This window comes from Paenibacillus xylanexedens, from assembly GCF_017874615.1.
GTDB classification, from domain to species: Bacteria; Bacillota; Bacilli; order Paenibacillales; family Paenibacillaceae; genus Paenibacillus; species Paenibacillus xylanexedens.
Genome location: NZ_JAGIKV010000002.1, coordinates 375,549 through 395,637, shown reverse-complemented (window position 1 = coordinate 395,637; position 20,089 = coordinate 375,549). Strand labels below are relative to the sequence as shown.

General features: G+C 40.2%; 17 protein-coding genes. 12 read left to right on the top strand and 5 right to left on the bottom strand.

The window, feature by feature from the left end:
- Positions 1-30 precede the first annotated feature (30 nt).
- The 6 genes from J2Z28_RS04195 (at position 31) to J2Z28_RS04170 (ending at position 7,724) form a co-directional block, all read left to right on the top strand.
- Positions 31-1,200 carry a hypothetical protein gene (locus tag J2Z28_RS04195; RefSeq protein WP_211081299.1) on the top strand — a complete coding sequence of 390 codons (1,170 nt, stop codon included), beginning with the start codon at positions 31-33 and terminating at the stop codon, positions 1,198-1,200.
- A gap of 229 nt (positions 1,201-1,429) precedes the next feature.
- On the top strand, positions 1,430-2,338 hold the full coding sequence (locus tag J2Z28_RS04190) for a hypothetical protein (RefSeq protein WP_211081298.1): 909 nt from the start codon (positions 1,430-1,432) through the stop codon (positions 2,336-2,338).
- Positions 2,339-2,579: 241 nt separating this feature from the next.
- Positions 2,580-3,437: an HNH endonuclease gene (locus tag J2Z28_RS04185; RefSeq protein ID WP_211081297.1), complete on the top strand. Its 858-nt coding sequence runs from the start codon at positions 2,580-2,582 to the stop codon at positions 3,435-3,437.
- Positions 3,438-3,620: 183 nt separating this feature from the next.
- Positions 3,621-4,394, top strand: coding sequence for a TRADD-N-associated membrane domain-containing protein (locus J2Z28_RS04180; protein WP_211081296.1), 774 nt, complete (start codon positions 3,621-3,623; stop codon positions 4,392-4,394).
- Between the two features lie 828 nt (positions 4,395-5,222).
- Positions 5,223-6,020 (top strand): hypothetical protein, encoded by a 798-nt coding sequence (locus tag J2Z28_RS04175; RefSeq protein ID WP_211081295.1) that lies wholly within the window; start codon positions 5,223-5,225, stop codon positions 6,018-6,020.
- An 84-nt stretch (positions 6,021-6,104) separates the two neighbouring features.
- Complete coding sequence (locus J2Z28_RS04170) at positions 6,105-7,724, top strand: hypothetical protein (RefSeq protein WP_211081294.1); 1,620 nt, start codon at positions 6,105-6,107, stop codon at positions 7,722-7,724.
- Positions 7,725-7,753: 29 nt separating this feature from the next.
- On the opposite strand, the gene J2Z28_RS04165 is transcribed toward J2Z28_RS04170, so the two are convergent.
- Positions 7,754-8,011, bottom strand: a complete 258-nt coding sequence (locus J2Z28_RS04165; RefSeq protein WP_211081293.1) for a helix-turn-helix domain-containing protein — start codon at positions 8,009-8,011, stop codon at positions 7,754-7,756.
- Between the two features lie 163 nt (positions 8,012-8,174).
- Here J2Z28_RS04165 and J2Z28_RS04160 point away from each other — a divergent pair, with 163 nt between their 5' ends.
- Together J2Z28_RS04160 and J2Z28_RS04155 are read left to right on the top strand one after the other, a co-directional pair.
- Positions 8,175-8,360, top strand: a complete 186-nt coding sequence (locus J2Z28_RS04160; RefSeq protein WP_211081292.1) for an aspartyl-phosphate phosphatase Spo0E family protein — start codon at positions 8,175-8,177, stop codon at positions 8,358-8,360.
- 36 nt (positions 8,361-8,396) lie between these two features.
- The gene (locus J2Z28_RS04155; RefSeq protein ID WP_211081291.1) at positions 8,397-8,699 is read left to right on the top strand and encodes a hypothetical protein; all 303 of its coding nucleotides are present in this window, start codon (positions 8,397-8,399) and stop codon (positions 8,697-8,699) included.
- 123 nt (positions 8,700-8,822) lie between these two features.
- Here the strand turns inward: J2Z28_RS04155 and J2Z28_RS04150 are convergent, their stop codons facing one another.
- The 3 genes from J2Z28_RS04150 to J2Z28_RS04140 form a co-directional block, all read right to left on the bottom strand.
- Entirely contained in the window at positions 8,823-10,502 is a 1,680-nt protein-coding gene (locus tag J2Z28_RS04150; RefSeq protein WP_211081290.1) for a type 2 periplasmic-binding domain-containing protein, read from the bottom strand.
- A 134-nt stretch (positions 10,503-10,636) separates the two neighbouring features.
- Entirely contained in the window at positions 10,637-12,247 is a 1,611-nt protein-coding gene (locus tag J2Z28_RS04145) for a response regulator transcription factor (protein ID WP_211081289.1), read from the bottom strand.
- A 420-nt stretch (positions 12,248-12,667) separates the two neighbouring features.
- Positions 12,668-14,479, bottom strand: coding sequence for a sensor histidine kinase (locus J2Z28_RS04140; RefSeq protein WP_211081288.1), 1,812 nt, complete (start codon positions 14,477-14,479; stop codon positions 12,668-12,670).
- Between the two features lie 170 nt (positions 14,480-14,649).
- On the opposite strand from J2Z28_RS04140, the gene J2Z28_RS04135 reads away from it, so the two are divergent.
- The 4 genes from J2Z28_RS04135 to J2Z28_RS04120 all read left to right on the top strand — a co-directional run bounded on the left by J2Z28_RS04135 (position 14,650) and on the right by J2Z28_RS04120 (position 19,346).
- The gene (locus J2Z28_RS04135) at positions 14,650-15,612 is read left to right on the top strand and encodes an ABC transporter permease (RefSeq protein WP_415841430.1); all 963 of its coding nucleotides are present in this window, start codon (positions 14,650-14,652) and stop codon (positions 15,610-15,612) included.
- Between the two features lie 16 nt (positions 15,613-15,628).
- A complete protein-coding gene (locus J2Z28_RS04130; RefSeq protein WP_100529640.1) occupies positions 15,629-16,501 on the top strand; it encodes a carbohydrate ABC transporter permease in 873 nt (290 codons plus the stop codon).
- A 291-nt stretch (positions 16,502-16,792) separates the two neighbouring features.
- Positions 16,793-18,409: a xylulokinase gene (locus tag J2Z28_RS04125; RefSeq protein WP_211081359.1), complete on the top strand. Its 1,617-nt coding sequence runs from the start codon at positions 16,793-16,795 to the stop codon at positions 18,407-18,409.
- 295 nt (positions 18,410-18,704) lie between these two features.
- Positions 18,705-19,346 carry a FusB/FusC family EF-G-binding protein gene (locus J2Z28_RS04120; protein WP_211081287.1) on the top strand — a complete coding sequence of 214 codons (642 nt, stop codon included), beginning with the start codon at positions 18,705-18,707 and terminating at the stop codon, positions 19,344-19,346.
- A gap of 129 nt (positions 19,347-19,475) precedes the next feature.
- Here the strand turns inward: J2Z28_RS04120 and J2Z28_RS04115 are convergent, their stop codons facing one another.
- On the bottom strand, positions 19,476-20,063 hold the full coding sequence (locus J2Z28_RS04115) for an NAD(P)H oxidoreductase (protein WP_211081358.1): 588 nt from the start codon (positions 20,061-20,063) through the stop codon (positions 19,476-19,478).
- Between the last annotated feature and the right edge of the window lie 26 nt (positions 20,064-20,089).

The window sequence follows — 20,089 nt, the reverse complement described above, 5'->3', positions numbered from 1 at the left end:
ATGCGTTTAAAATAAGGAGGTAGATTACCAATGATTGATAAAACACTTGAAATGGATTTGTATAATCACAAAATTTATGATGCTTGGCAATTTGTTTTAAATACTTCAAAAGCCATTGGAACTGCAAAATATTGTAGAGATCTCATTTCTGACTTGATAGAAAAAATGTCGAATGAGCATGATGAATGGAAAAATAACTTGTTCAATGACTTAATGCATCAAGAAAATGAGCTTAAGAAAGTTTCAATCACTACAGAAGGCCTTCCCGATTTTCAGGTCAAGGTTTCAAATATAGAAGTACCTGTTGTTTTTTTGCTGAACAAAACAACAAAAGATTTTTTTCAATACATTAGAAACTCTTTTGATTCGATGGCTCAAGTTTCCAATGCGGCTTTATTGGCCAACAAAGCAAAAAAAATTGACACAGTTGATTTCCCGAAGATGTTAAGTGTTTTTAATCAACAAACCTACTCTAATGATTTCCCGGGTATGTCATTATGGTATAACGATATTAATTTGTCATCTGAATTTAGTTATATAGATGCATTCAATAACCGATCTAAACATACACTCGACATTTATCTTAAAGTCTCTATGGACCTTATTGGCTCGCAAAATGTAACAAAAATAAATCCCTTCTTTAGAAAGGATATACAGCATCAAAGTCAGGATGTTATTAGTTATTTAGATTCAATATATCAATTTACATTGAAGTCTTTTGAAGAATTTTTGGGAATTTTAAAAGATGAATATGTAAAAGAAAAGTATGTTGAGAATAGAAGTATTAAATTAAAAGCACATCAACAAAAAATGCTAGATAGCCCCAATAGTGACTACTCGGTTGTATATTTTGAATCAGAAGAAAAACATAAAGATTTACCTGATGAAATTCAAATCCTTTTTTTGAATAAAATAGATGAAGAAATCTGGTCTAAAAATTGCGAAATTGAAACGATACTTGTAAGAAATAAAGAAGAAAATTACTCTGCAAGGTATAAAGCAGAAAACTCTTACGGAAATGATAATCTACTTAAATACCGAAAATATAGAAAGGATGATTTAGAAGGACAAATTGTATTATTCGAAGAGATGAGTAGACAAAAAAATAATACGATTTTTTATCTCAATAATCCTTATATAGATGTTCAGACAGTAAGTGATGATAAAACATTTATACAAAGAGTTCAATTACCTTTTTAGAAATTCATGTAAAGCATTTTAAAGTGCTTGAAGTATATACAGCGAAGACAGGGAGAGCGTATAACATAATATTCACGCTGCGGGCATACGTTCTGGGTCCGACATGCGTCGGACACCCAGTATACGCTGGATCGTGAATACAGTAACGTTATATGCAACTTGAAAGAATAGGAAAATACAAAGTATTGATTTTTTCCTAAAACAAAAAAATACATTTAGGAGTATTTCTATGGCTGATCTTACCCCTTTATTAACCATATCTGGCGCGTTTGGTGCTGCATTTGCTGGGCAGTATTTAGGACATAAACTGACACGTAATCGTGATACAGAAAAACAAAATAAGGAAAGCTTGCAAAACCTATACTCGCCATTAGTTTATAAAATCGTAGATTATATAGACATTGAATGCAGTAATTCCATTATCACACCTAATAATTTTATTGACGAACTAGAGATATATGTTTTAGATCATCTTAATATACAGCTAAAAGAGAATACGAATGATCTATTCAATAATATTTTGGCAGATATAAGCGAAAAACTGACATATGCTGACCAAAATCTGATTATGAGTTTTGAGATTGCTAAAAAGTACGGGAAGGAGTTTAATTACGGTCAGGAAAAAGCAACTTTAGTGAAAAATATTTATTCTGTAAGAAGTCGTATAGAATTATCTTCAGTATTCTTGTCACAGTATTTGAAGCTTAACAAACAATTGAAAACACTTTCTAAAGCTATTCAAGATGAGTTAGAAGAACCTTATTTCTACACTCTAGTAGTTCGTATACTTCTTCAAATGCGTTTGTTTTCTATAGCTATTAATTATTCATTTAGAGATAAAGATTTAATTGTTTCAGCATTCGGTATTGATAAATATTTACTTGAAAAGGCAGAAAATCTAGTGAAAAGACATGAATATATACTTAATGATTTAGATGATTTTTCGTCAAAAGTAAGCGAAGAATTGGATGTAGATTCATACGCTTTCTTAGATGAACTAATTCATAAGATGGAGTATATGGATCATTATGAATCTGACGCTCCAAGTATATGGAGGAGATTAATTGAAGAAGATCGTAATAAGGAAGAAAAACAATTAGAGGACTTTCTTGAAAATTACGTAAACAAAGATTCTTGAATTAATAATACTTCTTAGTGGAAAGTGTCACAATGATTCAATCAAACCTTGTAATTAGTGTAACTCAAATGCAAGATTAATTTAAATATTGAATTTGAAAACACAGGCAGCATATAACATAATATTCACGCATCCGACATGCGTCGGTTCGTGAATACAGAAACGTTATAGGAAATCGACTAAAGTACTAAAAAAGTTATATAACATATAATTCAACTTGTTTTGGAGGAAATTGATATCGATGAGCTACATTGATATGAAGTACATAAGTACTTATTATTATGCAAATGTGATACAAGGTGTTATTGAAGATCCATCTAGCTACTTGATGAACCTGGAAAGTATTTTTGGCGACTCTGGGGTTTTGAATTATATAGAGCCTTTCAAAAAAAGAAGCAATTTGCATGCGTTCATTGAATTCATTATTGATTCACTATTTTGGGAGCAGTATTCAAAACTAAAAATTTCAAATTGTATTGATAGATCGCATTTTGATTTTGATAACCCCAGATATATTACACCCTTAGAACATATCTTTGAAGAATACGGAGTAGATCATTTATCTTTTATGGAATGGTGGAATGACTCGGAAGAAGATATTTTAGAAGAAAGACATTTTGAAGATTATTATCAAGAGTTGGTTCTTTTAGAAGGATACTATAAGGTCATTGAATTACTTGGGGAGGAAGTCTTTTATATTTTATTTTTGAACAGAAAACTCTTACAAGAATTCAATGAGATTTTCTCTTCATACTTAAATATGTGTGACGGAGATGATTTTGCAATGGAATTTGTAAAAGAGAATTCTCTAGAACCTATATTAAAAACAGATTACAAGTTAAAACGTGTTAGCATTCCATCATGGGTAAAAAGAGCAGTGTATTTTAGAGATAGAGGTGCATGTACAAAGTGTGGGAAAGACTTAAGTGGATATTTATCTTTAGAAAATCAAGAGAATTACGATCATATCGTTCCCTTAAATTTATATGGATTTAATGATGTGACTAATATCCAGTTATTATGTAAAGAATGCAATTCTAAAAAGAGTGGTTATCAACGTGCAGCTGAAACCAAATATCAGAGTTGGTATAAGAAGTAAAAGTACTTATCTGGATCAGTAACATAGAATCTTAAGGATGGAATTAAAAATTAAAGTATATCGGAGAAGATGTTGACATCATATATCAATATATTCACGCTGAGTGCATACGAACTTGGCCCGACATTCGCCGAGTCGTGAATACAGGAACGTTATGACAAATCACTGTAAAGGATAAATGACATGAGCGAAGAGACTGAAATACCGATTAAAATAAATGATACGACAACTGATAATGTGGAGTTAAGTGGTGATGCAATTGGTCTCGATTTTATTGATTCTAAAATTCAAAAGCTAATTGGAGAGAAAGAGACAGATCAAAAGTTAACAAGTGCGCTAAGGTATTTTTTTGGAATAGTAACAATAACAGGCATCCTTATTTGTTCGGGATTTATTGACACGTTTCTCTATATTGGGATTGTTTTAATTGTAATTGGTGGTTTAATTTTTGCAGCTAGTTTTTCTGATACAAAACAAGGACGATTAGCTGCTGAAATAAAAACTCTGGAACTTCAAAAAGAACGACTCGAGAAAAAGTCTGCTAGTAATGAAACAAGTAGGTATTATGATAGCTTAGTCAGTATTAATTTAAGAAATTTAGAAGAATACTATGATCTTGTTAAAATCAGCAATAAGAAATCGTTCTTTTCTTCTTTAATAATGAGTTTTTTAGGTATACTAATAATTTTATGTGCTCTTTGCGTGTCATACTTTACCTCGCAATTCAAGGATATAACTTATATAGTAACAGCCTCAGGAATAGTAGTTGAAGTGATAGCAGGATTAATGTTCTTTTTGTACAGTAGGACAGTTCTGCAACTTAAAAGTTATCACGATAGTTTAATAGATGTTCAGAACGTATTGCTGTCCTTTAAATTAATTGAGGATACTAAAGATGAGAAAATAAAGTCCGAAATGATGAAACAGATGATAGAAAATTTAATTCAAAGGAAATAGTAATTGTTTAACTCTTAGAGCACGGGAATTAGCGTAACGTAAGATTTAAGCGTAGGCTTCGATGGAGCCTTGGTTTGAGAAATGGGTTTCGAGGAGCATGTTAGCAGACAACCCCTCCGGGTTCGTGAATATAAGAATGTTATGGGAAACTCTATAATGATCAAATCTTGGGTTCTATCTCATAATTAAGTGGTTGACAGTCTTCGGGCGCAAATCATGGGAAGTTCTCACTTTAATAATCTTCGCATTAAACGATGATTGATGAAGATGCTTGGAGTTTTAAATCGATCAACCCCTAAAGTTGGTTTTGAGCCATTAATTCATTGATATTTCCGAAACCCTCGCGATCATCACGAATTCTTAGTGTTGAACAAGATGACATCTGGGTCTCTATAGGGATTAAGGGAAAGATAGGTAGCAAAAAAATCAACTTTACCGGACAACAATAATACGTGGAGAGAGAAATCTTAAGATTTATTACATAAAAGTGGACATGACTTAATGAGAAAGTTACGTGTTCTGTGATTGGTAGAGAAGGAACAAGAATTTCCGCAAGATACCTCTGGACAAGAGGGCAAGAAATACAACAATGAAGATGGGAGAGTTTCCCTGAAAGGATTTTTGAGCAGTTCTCCACTAAGTATTTACGCGCTCTTTTGTTTTGATGAGATCAAGTGAGAGGCAAGGTCTTCAATTTCTATACGGGAGAACTCTTGAAGCAGATCGTTTGTGTTCTCAGTACAACGAGAATAATTTCATTGGGAAAGGCCGTCCGAGTTGGAAATACGTTTCTGTCTCTTCAACAATTCGCCAAAAAAGGAGTAGAATATGGAGGAAATATTAAAAGAAATATCAAAAATAGCAGGTATTCCAAGTGTTATTTTTACCGTTATATTTATAATCATGAGAATAAAACCCATCACATTGATCACATCAAATCCAGTTGAGATAAAGATGTTATCAAAAGAAAAGAGATTCTCAATTAAAATTGTCAAGTATTTATTTGAAATATTCATTATACTTAGTCTTATGTTATTAATGACATTTAGTGTCTTTACAAAAAAGTCTATGTTCAATCCTATAATAGGAAGTATATGGGCGGTATTATTATTGATTATATTTATCTTTATGTTAGCTATGATTGAGGTAAAAAATAAAAGGTTGAACGATATTCTTAGGCCAATGCCAAAAGTATTATCAGTTGTAATATTCATTATTTCACTAATTTTATCAGCCAGTTTTTATGTTCTCCCTACATATTACGTAGGAACTCAATTATCATCTATTCTAAATGAAATAGAAAAGCCAACAACTTCAATATTGTTGTTTGTTTTAGGGTTAAATTCTATTATGTATTTAATAATTATAATATTCATTCTAATGCCAGTTGGAAGATTAATATCCCGTTTTTTTGATTTTGACAATGCACTTTCCAATTTGAATAATAAATATGTATTTATAGAAATTGAAGAAGATGGAGAAAATAAAAGATGGTATTTAAATTACCCGATAGATGCTAAGTGGTATTACTTAACCGATTCAGTTAATTTTTCTGTTGAAACAAATAGTAGATTTATAGAAATTGAAGAACTTTACAAGAAAATCTTGAAAATTGAGACCACTTAAATATAATTTAACTTGTTACCACATTTCTTTCTTAATTTATATATTGGCTGTAGAACTATATATTAAAGACAGGGGTTTAATTATATGGATAATAATTTAATAGATTCTATATCTTCGAGGATATTTGCTGAAATCGATAAAGTTCGCGCAGAATTCAAAACTGATATAATTGATTACGCCGGTAGCAACAATACAATTTTGCTTTACTGCAAATTACATGAAATTTTTTATTATAATCATTTATTCAGTAAAGGTCAGCATATTCAAAACACTTCTAAATTAAAATACACTATTAGTGAAATAATTAGTTGGGTTTCCAACGAGGAATTTATTGAGGACAAAGAAATAAAAGAAATAGATCTTTATAAACTAGAAAATAAACTAGAATCTTATTTCATTAGGGCAATTGAAGTCTCACAATGCAGTTCTGCCTTCTTATCGAATTATGCTAATATATTTAATGTCGTCGAAGTGGATAAAAATAGTGTGGAATTCAAATATAAAAGTGAGGATTTAGAGAAATTTGAAAACATAAATCATCTATTAATCACTGAATATATACAGAGCAATCGTAAGGAATTTGAAAATAAGATGCGGAAAGGTCAACACCAAAAAAAATACAGAAATGATCCTTATAAGTTTAATGCAGAAAGCATATTAAACACTGATATAAGTCTTCCAGACGATTATACAATGTTAGACATTTCAATTGCGCAGATAAAGGAATTTTGGTTGAATATATACATCCTAGCTTATAAAACTGACAAGAGTAATATTGACTATGCCAAAAGTTGTGCAAAGAGCAAGGGACATATTTCTTTTAACAATGGATTCAAAAATATTGAGATAGTAGAATTGAATTTTGAAGAATGGCCTTTAGAAAAATTAGATGAGAAATCGCTAAATTTATTGTTGGAGATGTTTAGTTACAATGGGATTAAGAAAGAACAAACTATCCACTCATCATTCATCACTGAGCCAATTATTAAATTAGCAAATGGGAAGTATATTATTATTCCAACGACGTTGTTCGATTTTCAAATAGAAAGGTATGTTTTACAAGTATTTGATAAACACATAGGCTTTAAACAAAAAATGAAATTGAAAGTTCAGACCGATGACTATAAAAGAGAAGATATATTCACTGCAAAGCTGAACATTTTGTTTAATGACTTTAAGTTTAAAAATGATGGATTAAAAATAGGTTCTACAGATATCGATTATCTAGTCTATGATGAGAATAGTGAGACTGTTGTTTGTTTTGAAGCTAAATGGATCACCGAACCATACACCCCAACTGAAATAGTTAATAAAGATAGATCACTCAAAAAAGCATTAGAAATACAATTACCAAATTATCAAAGAGAACTGGAGTCTAATACTGAGACATTACTAAAAAAAGCTTTTGGGCATCACTTTAATGCCAAGCCTAAATATTTTTTTTATTTTGCATTAACTAATCTAAGTATTGGTAGTGGCTCGCTAGATAGAAGTATATATAAAGTCATCAATTTCAGACTACTTAAAAAGGCATTAAGAGACACTGATTACAATATTCTAGAAGCTTCTCAAAAATTGAATTTTGATTTCTATATTCAAGACTACAATAAATTCATAGAATCTATAGTTTCAACTTCATCATGTTTCGGAGCAGAAGTGCGTCAACCTGAGTTTAGATACTTGGGTGGCTACGATCTAGACTGAACCTTTATGGGTATAGCACATCTCACAAGCTATACCCAATCCCTTTCTTCCCCAAGTAAGTACCCCACAGAAACCTCCAAAGCCTTGGCAATCATCACCACTTCATAATCCTGAACAAGACGATATTGACCTTCCAAACGCGAAAGACTGGTTTGACTGATATCCAAGCCCAGTGTTTGCAGTCTGGCGAGGAACTCTCTTTGTTTGATTTCTTTGCTTTTACGGATAGCTACGACTCGGGAGCCGATTATATTTTTGTCTCCAGGTGGTTCTTGTCTATGCTTCATTATGTACACCCCTCATTTCAACCAAATTGTATGAGAAATAATGGTTGTTTTAATGCGGATATCGAATTAAAATGAAATAAACCGATATTCGCATTAAAATGACTGCTCACGTCTAGTCTTAACAAGACATGGTGCAGTTTAGACCCATCAGAGAGGTGGATGTATGAGCCGGTTGCTTGACTTATTGGAAGAGGAACGGCGCAAGCTTAATCAGCTTGGAGAGGCATCCTTGAAGCAAGCGATTCCGTTGTGGGACAACCCCGAAGTGCAAGAACAGAGCCGAAGGGTGGATGAACTGGTGACCCGAGTGAGTGAAATGAAGGCGAGGAATAACCGAGTTGTACGATGATGGGTGAGGTACATAATGCATAGGGGAGGAGAAACAATGGATTTTCCATCGTGGATGCAACAAGCGATTCAGGCAAGGCTGGAAGAGGTGTCTTCCCAGATCGAGCATGATCCTGAACTTAATCGGGTACGTGGGGAAACAGACAAAGCATTTGAAACTTTGTTTGCAGGTAAGGATGTTGAACAGACACCTGAATATGCCGAGTGGGAGAATCGTTATATTGTCAGAAAAGGAATAGAGAATGAGCGGTTGTACATGAAAGGGCTAAGAGACGGCATTCAGCTCACGGTTTCCTTGCTAGGTGTGTCGATGCCGGAGGAGATTGATACGAAGGCTTGATCCACTAACGCGACCCAAAAGTAATGGGGAGCGACCCCGATCTTAACCTAAAAACCCAGCCGAAGCGTATAACTTAACGCTTCGGCTGGGTTTTTAACGTTCTACTTTTCCAAAATCCAATCTTTACTTCGCACTTACCGATTTAAACCATTCATTCACTTCTTGCGTGATCTGATCTCCGCCATTGGATTTCCAGTTGGCGACGAATTGGTCAAAGGCATCAATTGGCAGTTTGCCGTAGATGATTTTGTTGAAGGTTTCCATCTCGGACTGGCGGAGCAGGTTCCATTTGGATACCATGGTTGGTGTTGCAGCACCAGTAAAGTAGTTCTGTTTACGAATGTCGATTTGCGACATTACGACTTTACCTGCATACCAGTTTTCCGGTTTGCGGAATTCGGCCATTTGTTTCTCGTAAGGCGTTTCGGGCTTCTCGCCGTCAGCCAGCTTCACGAGGGTTTTCATGAACAGATCCGGGATACGGGCTGGCCCTGTCAGGAACGGGAACTCGTTGGAGAAGTCTTTGATCTTCTCTTTGTCACTGGTTGGTTTGCCGTCAACGATGTCCCAGTCGTAACCTTTGGCAAAGCCATATTCATACTCACTGCCCGCAGCCGGATTAGCCAGGTTATCGAGCAAGTAGTTGTAGTACAGGAAGATGGCTTCTGGATGCTTCGCATCCTTGTTGATCATGATACTTGCGTTGACACCAGAGTTCTGCCACTTCGTACCGATCTTGCCGTCTGGGCCAGCTGGAACAGGGTAAGCTTTATATTTTGAGCCAGGTACGTTCTTGAGCAGGTCAGGTGCAGGCCAGTCCGGAACCCAGTTTGCGCCAGGCAGAATGCCCGCTTTGCCAGCCGTCCAGCTTTCAGCGGATTTACCTTCATCCCACAGGGCGGAGTCGGTATGGATATATCCTTTATCCATCCATTCAGCCAGCTTGGCAAGGGCTTGTTTCGCACCCGGGTTAACGGAGCCGTACTCCAGATTGCCGTTTGCGTCTTTGTTCCATTGCTCCTCGATTGTGCCATAAGCACCGAACAACCAGTCGAGTTGGCCCATCCAGGTGTTGGTGTTATTTTTCAGCGAGATTGCCAGTGGGAATACTTTGTCTGGAGACAGACCGTCCGGGTTCTCGTTTTTGAATTTGTCCATGATGTTCTCAAGGTCTGCGATGGTTTTTGGAGCTTCCAGGTTCAGCTTCTCCATCCAGTCTTCGCGGAGCCAGAGCAGTGTATCGTCGTTATCGGTGTACTCCATGATCGGCATGTTGTATTTCTTGCCGTCCTTCGTGAACGGATACCACAGTTCAGGATGTGCTGTTGCATGATCTTTCAGGGTCTGACTCGCGTACTTGTCGAACAACTCATCAATGGCGATGAATTGACCGGAGTCGATCAGCTGATTGGTCAGTACCGCATTGGTGGGTACTGTTACGAAATCAGGCAGCGTCTCGCCAGAAGCGATAGCCAGTTGAAGCTTTTGTCTGTATTGATCGTCATTGGCCGGATACCAGGTATCTTTATGCTTCATACCCAGCGTTTCGAGCATCCAGCGATCGTGCACGTTATTTTCTTTGGTATCTCCTTGCACGTATTTCTTCGGCATCAATACCGAACTGAACTCGATGGGTGGGTCATATTTTCCTTTGGCAAAAGCAGCTTCTGCTTCAGCTGAGCCGACAGTTCCCGGCGTATTATTACCATTGTCACTGGCTGTCTTGCCACTGCCGCACGCAGTGATCGTGATGAGCGCGATAACCATGAGCAGTGACCACCATGTTTTTTTGAATTTGATCATTGTTCAATCCCCCTACGGTGTATGATCTTTACAGTATAACTGTACCAATTTGTGCGGGAGTGCATCTATATGAGTTTTTTAGTTTTGATAGGACTCTATTAGTGAATGTTCAAAAAGAGCGGTTTTCAGTCATTTTATTTGTGCTGGTCTCTGTACTCCTGCGGTGTAACGCCAAACTGGCGTTTGAACACCTTGATAAAATAAGCCGGGTCCATATAACCAATCTCCATGCTGATTTCGTACACTTTTTTGGTGGTCGTGACTAGCTTGTGGCAGGCCCGATCCATGCGCAAGCGCGAGATATAATCACTGATGCCTTCGCCGGTTTCGATCTTATAGATCTTGGACAAATGGGTTGGGTGCAGATTGACATGGTCAGCGAGCACACGCAAAGACACATCCAGATGCAGGTTCTTATCTGTAAAATCCTGAATCTTCTTCACATACTCGGAACGGATGTCCTTGATCTCGTTGGACGTGCCTTCTTTGAGTTTGCCAAGCACACTAAGTGACCATCTTCGCAGTTTGCTGATGGTAGCGAAAACTTCCCCACTTTGCAAACCCTCGACATCATTGCCCATTAATGTGGTCAGAGTCAGCTTGTTCCGGTGGGCGATATTGGTGAATGAAGCCGTAATAAGAAAACCAGCCTCCATACAATGCTCCCAGGATTCCGACCATTTCTCATCCAGCTCTGCGCAGACCGCGCGTATTTTCTCTTCCGCTGCATCCCACTGTCCGCTCTCTAGCAAACTAATAAAGGTGGGCGGGGTGTACAGTACGTCCAAGGGACCTTGTGCCGCAGGTGTCTCGACATCGCTGACACGCATGACGAATTCGCGTTCGTCTCCAACGATCTGCCGGAAATAAGCGGAAGCCTGACGGAAGCGATCGTAAAGCTGATCCGGAAAGGTGAACCACTCGGTGATAACGATGGAGAGGGAGCCTTTCAGAAACTGTTTTACTTTGGATTGAAGCTGAATGGACAGCTTCTCCAGAATGGTTTCTTTGCCAATATCGCCTTTCCGATCTTTAAACTGAAGCAAAAACACTAGATATCCGTGCTCCTCCTTGACGCCCCACACTTCCATAAACTCACCCATAATCTCTTCCGCCATGTTGATGATTGCATATTCGATCAGTGTCTGATCATTGCTGTCATAGTGTCCGAATTCTTCTTCCAGCCGTACGAGCATTAATGCGGCATCCCCGGTATGAAAGGGCAGAGCGTAATTGGCGAGCTTCCGATCCCATTCCGCAGCGGCGATTCGTTGTCCCTGTAAAGCTCCTAGGAGCAGTCGTCCCCGCAAATGGGGGAGATTCTCTCGCAACGTAAACTGCGTTCGTGTCAGTGAACTGACAATTTCCCATTCGTTGTTCAATTGATCGATGGCTTTCTGCACAGCGCCCATTAATTCCTCGTCTGTCGGGGGCTTGAGCAGATAGTCTACGGCTTCGAACTGGATGGCTTTTTTCGCGTAATCAAATTCGGAATATCCGGATAATAGAATACATTTTATTTTTTTGTCCCGGATGCGGATGCGTTCTATTAGTTCAATGCCTGTCATTTCGGGCATCTGGATGTCTGAGATCACGATATCGATGGGATGGGTGTCAATCATTTGAAGTGCTTCGTGTGCCGAGTATGCTTTATGCACATGTTCGATGCCCAGCGTGTGCCAGGGCTTGGTCATGGACAGGTTATCGACCCAGTGTGCTTCATCGTCTACGATCATCATTTGCATGGTGTAGTGTCTCCTTGGTGGTATATAAGTCTTAAGAGTTAAAATCAATGGATGCTTCTTGTGAACGAGGCCGCTACGGATTTGAAGGTTTCTTTCGATCGCTGTTCAAGCCCCATTTTCTGAATTTGAAGATTGGATGGTTAAAATGGTGCTTGAAAGGCGAACGCTTCGCTTCTCCAGAATCCCTTCAATCCTTCGCTTTGGTTCACGTAAAGTATAACCCTTTATTTTAAAACAAGCCCTATATAAAGGTTGAATTTCTAATAAAAGCGAAGCGTATGCTCCGATGAGGCATTCTTTCCAGAATGGTTCATGAGAACACTTCCGAACACTTTGCTTCTTCAGGTTTTTTCTGTCCTCTGCGTTCACGTGTAAATGGTTCGTTCAAAATCAAATATCAACTTATCGTTAGTATCGATATTAATTTGTATCGTTATTACCTTTATCGGAATCTGTATCCTCTTTTGGTATCTCCCAGATGATTTCGGTTCGGAATCCGCCAAGTGGGGATGGGCCGAATAGGAGGTAGGAATGACTGCCGAACAGGTGCGTGATTCGTTGGTGCGTATTCCAAAGGCCGCAGCCCATTTCTTCTTGTAAAGGTTCCTGCATCTTCAAGTTCAGCGCTTCGTACTGTTCTGGGCTGAGGCCAGGACCATCGTCGTCGATATATATTCTGCCAAAACCATTCAAGCGCTCCCCGGTAATTCGGATTTCCCCGGAAGAATAGGACTTCGCCACGCCGTGAATGACGGAATTCTCAACCATCGGTTGAAGCATTAATCGTGGCACCGACTGGGCAAGCATATCCTCAGGGATATCGATGTGATACTCAATACGACCATTGCGCAGCTTCTGGATATCCAGATAGTTGATCAGCAGCTTGATCTCTTCTTGTAGCGATGACGTCTCCCGTTCCATACGGGTGGTGTAGCGATAATACGCACTTAGGTTATGCGCCATGGAGACCACGGCTTGCTCGTCCTTCATCTGGGCCATGTTGATGATATAACCAAGACAATTATATAGGAAATGCGGATTGATCTGCGCTTGTAATTGCTTCAGCGTAGCTTCCCGGGCTCTAATTTTCTCATGGAAAACATTCTCGATCAGATCCTGAATCTGATGGGACATATCGTTGAATCGGCGGAACAGGAATGAGAACTCGTTCTGGTTTTTGCTATACAGTCGGACGGAATAATCCCCTTGCTCTACACGGCGTAAGCCTTTGATCAGCTTTTTGATCGGATATTGAACATTTCGGTACAGCAGGATTGAAGCAGAGATGCCCACAACCAACAGCATAATCATACAGGTGTAGAACAGATTCTGACTCAGCGAGATGGGTTTCAAAATCTGATACAGCGGGATCACGTCCACCAGATGCCAATCCAGATAAGTGGACTTCACAGAGCTAACCAGATAGTTCTTCCCGTTCAGCTTCACGACATCTTGTGTTGTGTCTTCTGGGGAATGCGTATCCAGATACTGAATGAGTTCTGCGGATAATTGCTTGTCCGCGCTGCGATTGAGAATGGGTGAATTTCCTTTGTGATATAAGAAAGGATCACCTTGTCCGCCTGCTTTATACGTATCCAGCATATTCTGAATATTCTCATAGCTGAAGCTGGCTTCAATCACCAGATTACTTCCCGTGAGCATCCCCGGCTGTGCCAAGGAATCGGTAAAGAACCAATAGAAGGATTGCAGCTTGTCTTTTGATTCCGCACCCTGGTCCCCATAGGTCCATTGTCCGCTCATATTTTTTTTCAAATACGCTTCATCATATCCTGTGGTTCGATTGTAGTTGGCGATGACATCCTTATTCTGCTGTGAATGCACTGCATATCGGGTGGGCCATATATCCGTAACGCCGGTTTGCAGCGTCATCTTCTCTTGTATCACATAACGGGTCTGCATCCGGTCATATCGATCATCCCACATGTTAAGGCCGTTGAATGCTCTGACATTGGGATCTCGGGAGAGAATCAGGCTGAAATCCATCATCTGATTGATTCGGGAGTCGATCTGACTGGACAGAAACGTGAGCTGTTTGGTGTTGGAGATCTGCAGTTCTTTGCTGACGACATCATAGGTGACGTTATTCGAGTAGGTGTACATGATTAGAATGGGGATGAACAAGACCACAATTAACAAGTTTATTTTGGCAAAAAGACTGAATCGGGATCGGGTCTTACCTTGAAAAAACATGAAGCGCTTCCATATATGCATAAAAAGTCTCCTTCTAATTCGTGTGTAAACAACTTCTTCCTAGGATGGCCCTAACAAAACACTATCAAGCCTAACAATGTTATATAGCAGACCTCAGTATGGCTTGATACTATTTATATCAGAGAACCCGATCACACACAAAAACTTTTTTTGGGAACAGGAGAAGCGCTATGGAGGCTAAATTGGAGGGTAAGCGGATCCCGCAGGAAAACGTTGGGAACAAGCTGGATAAAAAGAGAAAAAAACGCTACAAACAGCCATGGATTCTGCACTTTATGGTGTTGCCGGCGGCCATTATGGTCTTTATATTTTCATACATTCCGATGTCCGGGATTTTGATGGCATTTCAAGATTATAAACCTGCGCTGGGATTTTTCAATTCCGAATGGGTAGGACTGAAACACTTCAGGTACATGTGGGAAAATGATTATTTCCTGCAAATTACGTGGAACACGTTGTTCTTTGCCTGTTCCAAGATTGTCATGAACCTGATTATTCCGTTTGTATTCGCCTTATTACTTAATGAGGTACGGAAGATGGCGCTGAAAAGAACGATTCAAACGCTCGTGTATCTTCCTCACTTTCTGTCCTGGGTTACGCTATCAGGCATTCTGATCGACATTCTGGCCCAGACGGGTATTGTCAATCAGTTCTTGGTTTCGGTATTCGGCATCAAACCGATCTTCTTCCTGGGGGATGGCAGCTGGTTCCGATTCACAATTATTGCGAGTGATGTCTGGAAAGAGTTTGGATTCAACACAATCATCTTCCTAGCGGCACTGTCTGGCATTAACCCTGCACTTTATGAAGCAGCTGAAGTAGATGGGGCAGGACGCTGGAAGCAAACGATGTATATTACCATCCCGGCACTGATTCCCATTGGGATCGTAATCGCAACCTTGGCACTGGGTAATGTGCTTAACGCGAACTTTGACCAGATCTTTAACTTATATAGTCCGTTGATTTATCAACAAGGAGATATTATCGATACGTTTGTGTATAGAGAAGGTCTGTTAAGTGGGCAGTTCAGTTTCGCTACCGCTGTGAATCTGTTCAAATCGGTCATCAGCCTGATCCTGATTGTGATCTCGTACCGACTGGCTTACCGATTCGCCGGATATCGAATTTTCTAGAAAGGATGACGAACGAATGTATCATAAAACGATGCCTTACCGCATATTCAGCATATTCAACAATGTGTTACTGACCATCCTTTCACTGCTCTGCTTGCTGCCTTTGTATCACTTACTCATGGTATCACTTAGCGCATCCGCACCTGCAAATGCTGGTCTCGTCACGTTCTGGCCAATTGGATTCACACTGGAGGCGTATGCGAAGACATTTGCCAATACCAATTTCCTCTCTTCCTTATGGGTATCTGTGGAGCGGACGGTACTTGGTACTGGACTTGCGTTAATCGTTAATACGATTGCAGCCTATGCACTCTCCAAAGAGACGCGAGTGTTCCGCGCACGTAACATCTATCTGTGGTATTTTGTCATCACGATGCTGTTCAGCGGTGGCCTCATTCCGGGGTATATCCTGATTCTGAAGCTGGGACTGATGAACACATTGCTGGCCTTGATCCTGCCAGGATTGGTTGCGGTATTTAACATCATTCTGTTGCTGAATTTCTTCCGTACCGTTCCGAAGGATCTGGAAGAAGCGGCATTTATCGATGGCGCAGGGCACTTTAAGACGTTTATCAAAATCTATCTGCCTGTCTCGGTACCCGTTATTGCAACGGTTTCGCTCTTCATGATGGTTGGGCATTGGAACGCATACTTTGACGGGATCATCTACATCCGTGATGCGGAAAAACTGCCACTCGCGACATTCATGCAGACGATCATCGTGCAGGCTGATATGTCGAAGCTTGATCCGGAAGCAGTAGCGAACCTGTCCCAACGGACGATTCGGGCTTCGCAGATCTTTATCAGCGCACTGCCGATCCTGCTTGTGTACCCGTTCCTGCAACGGTATTTTGTAACCGGGATCGTGGTTGGTGCTGTTAAGGAGTAGTTGAATGTAGGGGTTAGAATAGGGGTGTGAAAAAGGAGTCACTGAACTGGGGAAGGCCAGGGAGGTGGCTTCTTTTTGGTGTATGGAAAAAGAACGTTGCATATATGTAGTGTATTACCTTTATTTGAATAAAATGGTACAGTTGAAGTTGGATAAAGAGTTATCTTTAATAAGTTGACTTCATTAATGGTCGAGTGTGACATCCCGGCAAATACCACTCAAGATGCGAGGGTTTCAATAGAGTATAAATAGCTCGGGTGAATTCCAAATTCAGAGAGGATGAATACGATGATGGATCAAAACTTGATACAAGCAATAGTCAGGGGAGAAACTTCGCTAGGCATTGAATTTGGATCCACACGAATCAAAGCTGTACTCATGGATCACCATTTTAATACCATCTGTTCAAGCAGTTATGAGTGGGAAAATCAATTGATTGGCGGTTACTGGACTTACCATATCGATGAAATGATTCATGGGTTGCAACAAACTTATCATTATTTAAAGCAAGAGATTGAAAAAAAATATGGTGTAACGATACAAAAAATTGGCTCAATCGGATGTTCTGCTATGATGCAGGGTTATATTGCACTTGATCAAAATGGGGAGTTATTGGTTCCGTTTCGTACATGGCGTAATGCCACAACGGGGAAGGCTGCATCAGAGCTAACCGAGAAATTCCAGTTTAAAATTCCAGAGCGCTGGAGCATCGCACATTTGTATCAAGCGATTTTGAACGGAGAAGAGCATGTTACGAACATCAATTATATTACGACGTTATCGGGTTACATACATCGGCTGTTAACTGGCAGTAAAGCTATTGGTATAGGGGATGCCTCAGGTATGTTCCCAATTGATGAATCCACACTGGAATACCATGAAGATATGTTGAAGAAGTTTGACGATATAATTGCCGACAAAGGCTACACGTGGAATCTTAAAGATATTTTACCTAAAGTGTACACTGCAGGTGAACATGCCGGATATCTTAGTGAAGCTGGTGCCCGACTGTTAGATCCATCAGGTAACTTGGAATCCAATATTCCACTTTGCCCTCCGGAAGGCGATGCTGGAACAGGCATGGTTGCTACGAATAGTGTCCAAAAACGTACGGGTAACATTTCCGTAGGTACATCGATTTTTGCCATGATTGTATTAGATAAAAACCTATCTACGGTATACCCTGAGATTGACATCGTGACCACACCTGATGGCAATCCTGTGGCTATGGTTCTTGCGAATAACTGCTCCAGCGATATTAATGCCTGGGTCGACTTGTTCCGTGAGTTTTATGAGGCGATGGGACAGAAGCCCGATATGAACCAGTTATTCAATGTGTTGTTCAATGAAGCACTGAAAGCTGACGCTGATGGCGGTGGCTTACTGAGCTATGGCTACTATTCAGGCGAGAACATTACAGGAATTGCAAAAGGTCGTCCGTTGTTCGTACGTTCTCCAGAGAGCCGCTTCAATCTGGCAAACTTTATGAGAGTCCATCTATTTGCTGCGTTTGCTGCACTAAGACTCGGGCTGGATATTCTCACACAGAAGGAGCACGTAACGATTGAGCACATTTGGGCGCATGGCGGATTGTTCAAAACCCCACTAGTCGCTCAAAAAATGTGCGCATCCGCACTGAATATTCCCGTGTCGGTCATGTCTACCGCTGGTGAAGGTGGCGCATGGGGAATGGCTATTTTGGCTTCCTACATGGTTAATAAGCAGCAGCACGAGGGTTTGGCGGAGTACCTTACTACTAAGGTGTTTATTGATGCAGAAGGACAAGAGGTTTCTCCAAATAGCGCGGACGTGAATGGATTTGCCTTGTTCATGGAGCGTTACACGGAAGGGCTGGCCATTGAGCAGTCAGCAGTAGATCATTTCGTGGAAAATGGGAAGAAAGCCTAAGATGTAATTATATTTCTTGAAAAGAGGAAATTGAAACGAAGCTCGTTGCCTACACTATGCTGCCCTGCTATAATTTCGATATATCTATCGTATTGGGGGTTATGACGTGGCAATATGGATGATGCCGGATTGCTCGTTCGCTAGAAAGCCTTACGCAAAGCCTGAATAGGGGCGGACTTTGTGTAGGGCGCGACAAATTGAGATTGTTGCCCTGAAATCAATATCAACATAACGTTTCATCCCGCAGGCTTTGCACCTTATTTGTTCTTCCAATAAAAATAAGGGGCTGAACGCCATGCAAACACCATTTATTCAGAATCATCAATTTAATTATATTCAAAAACAAGCTGATTTCCTGCTCAAAACGCTACGCTCGGTTGTGGATCCAAAAGTATTGGAAACCGTCCGTTATACGGTCGGCACAAATGCGGTGAGCATCTTCGATGAACTCACTTCGGAGCAGAAGCAACTGCTGGAGCAGTTATCCACGCATGAGAAGATACATGAGTTGCAGACCTATCTGAACCAGCTGGAATCATATCTGATTCCATATCCGCAAATATCGGCAAAGCAGATCCAAAAGCTGTTTCCGAAAGCCAAGAAGCTCAAAGTGCCCGATCTCGAATCCATCGATTACGCACATACAACCTATCTGAGATGGACTGACATTGCGACTAGCCGTTTGTTCATCGTGTACCCGCACGAAGGCAGATTCCTCGGTATTGAGGGACGGATTACTCCCACGAACAAAAAAGGGTACTGCATGTTCTGTCATCGTCATCAGGAACTTGGATTCTTCAACGTGAAGACCAAGGCTCATTCGCCAGACAACTTTTCTTCCATTGCCCAGTACGTATGCATGGATAACACAGCTTGCAACCATAGTATTACCGATATCACTATGCTGGAGAAGTTTCTTCTCTCGACAGTAAAATAATGCAAGGCACACAGGCAGGGTCGCTCTTCGGAGCGACCTTTTTGCCGTGTTCAAGCATAGTGATTCGCCATTGAACGTACCACAAAACTTCAGAATTCATATTCGGGTCATACCTTTTTTCTCATACGATCATGGAGTCGGAATATCGTTGGCATAGTTCAGTCCCAAGTGATGTGCATGGTTCAGCAGTGCCTCATAATGCTCAGGCTTGGATTCCAACGTTTCATATATAAACTCAACCCTTGATTGGGACACGCCGCAATAATCGGCAATCCCCACATTGAGAAGGTTGGCGATCGATTGACCATAGTTTCGCTTATGCATCTGTTCTTCCGTCACACCCGAAAGAGCGATCCACAATATCTGCTGATGAGGGAGCTTGTTCGCGCCGTAGGCAAATCCGTTGTTCATGACACGATCCACATAACCTTTCAACATGGCTGGCAGATGCCACCACCAGAGAGGAAACACAAAAGCCACAGCATCGTGTTTCTTCAATCGCTTCATCTCGGTTTCAACCTCAGGCGAGAACACCTGATTTTCTTGGGTATAGTCTGGTTCATCCATCTCTCGGAGAATTGGGTCGAAGCCAATCCCATGCAAATCCAATATCTCATAACCGTGACCGGCATCGGTAAGACCCTGTGCAAAACGTTGAGCTACCTGAAAGGTCAAGGAGTCTTTTCTTGGGTGGGATACTACAACGAGTACGTTCATCTTATCTTTCACTACCTTTCTGGATT

Coding starts and splice junctions, on each gene's coding strand:
- J2Z28_RS04195 (WP_211081299.1), top strand. CDS start 31: ATGATTGATAAAACACTTGAAATGGATTTGTATAATCACAAAATTTAT.
- J2Z28_RS04190 (WP_211081298.1), top strand. CDS start 1,430: ATGGCTGATCTTACCCCTTTATTAACCATATCTGGCGCGTTTGGTGCT.
- J2Z28_RS04185 (WP_211081297.1), top strand. CDS start 2,580: ATGAGCTACATTGATATGAAGTACATAAGTACTTATTATTATGCAAAT.
- J2Z28_RS04180 (WP_211081296.1), top strand. CDS start 3,621: ATGAGCGAAGAGACTGAAATACCGATTAAAATAAATGATACGACAACT.
- J2Z28_RS04175 (WP_211081295.1), top strand. CDS start 5,223: ATGGAGGAAATATTAAAAGAAATATCAAAAATAGCAGGTATTCCAAGT.
- J2Z28_RS04170 (WP_211081294.1), top strand. CDS start 6,105: ATGGATAATAATTTAATAGATTCTATATCTTCGAGGATATTTGCTGAA.
- J2Z28_RS04165 (WP_211081293.1), bottom strand. CDS start 8,011: ATGAAGCATAGACAAGAACCACCTGGAGACAAAAATATAATCGGCTCC.
- J2Z28_RS04160 (WP_211081292.1), top strand. CDS start 8,175: ATGAGCCGGTTGCTTGACTTATTGGAAGAGGAACGGCGCAAGCTTAAT.
- J2Z28_RS04155 (WP_211081291.1), top strand. CDS start 8,397: ATGGATTTTCCATCGTGGATGCAACAAGCGATTCAGGCAAGGCTGGAA.
- J2Z28_RS04150 (WP_211081290.1), bottom strand. CDS start 10,502: ATGATCAAATTCAAAAAAACATGGTGGTCACTGCTCATGGTTATCGCG.
- J2Z28_RS04145 (WP_211081289.1), bottom strand. CDS start 12,247: ATGCAAATGATGATCGTAGACGATGAAGCACACTGGGTCGATAACCTG.
- J2Z28_RS04140 (WP_211081288.1), bottom strand. CDS start 14,479: ATGCATATATGGAAGCGCTTCATGTTTTTTCAAGGTAAGACCCGATCC.
- J2Z28_RS04135 (WP_415841430.1), top strand. CDS start 14,650: ATGGAGGCTAAATTGGAGGGTAAGCGGATCCCGCAGGAAAACGTTGGG.
- J2Z28_RS04130 (WP_100529640.1), top strand. CDS start 15,629: ATGTATCATAAAACGATGCCTTACCGCATATTCAGCATATTCAACAAT.
- J2Z28_RS04125 (WP_211081359.1), top strand. CDS start 16,793: ATGGATCAAAACTTGATACAAGCAATAGTCAGGGGAGAAACTTCGCTA.
- J2Z28_RS04120 (WP_211081287.1), top strand. CDS start 18,705: ATGCAAACACCATTTATTCAGAATCATCAATTTAATTATATTCAAAAA.
- J2Z28_RS04115 (WP_211081358.1), bottom strand. CDS start 20,063: ATGAACGTACTCGTTGTAGTATCCCACCCAAGAAAAGACTCCTTGACC.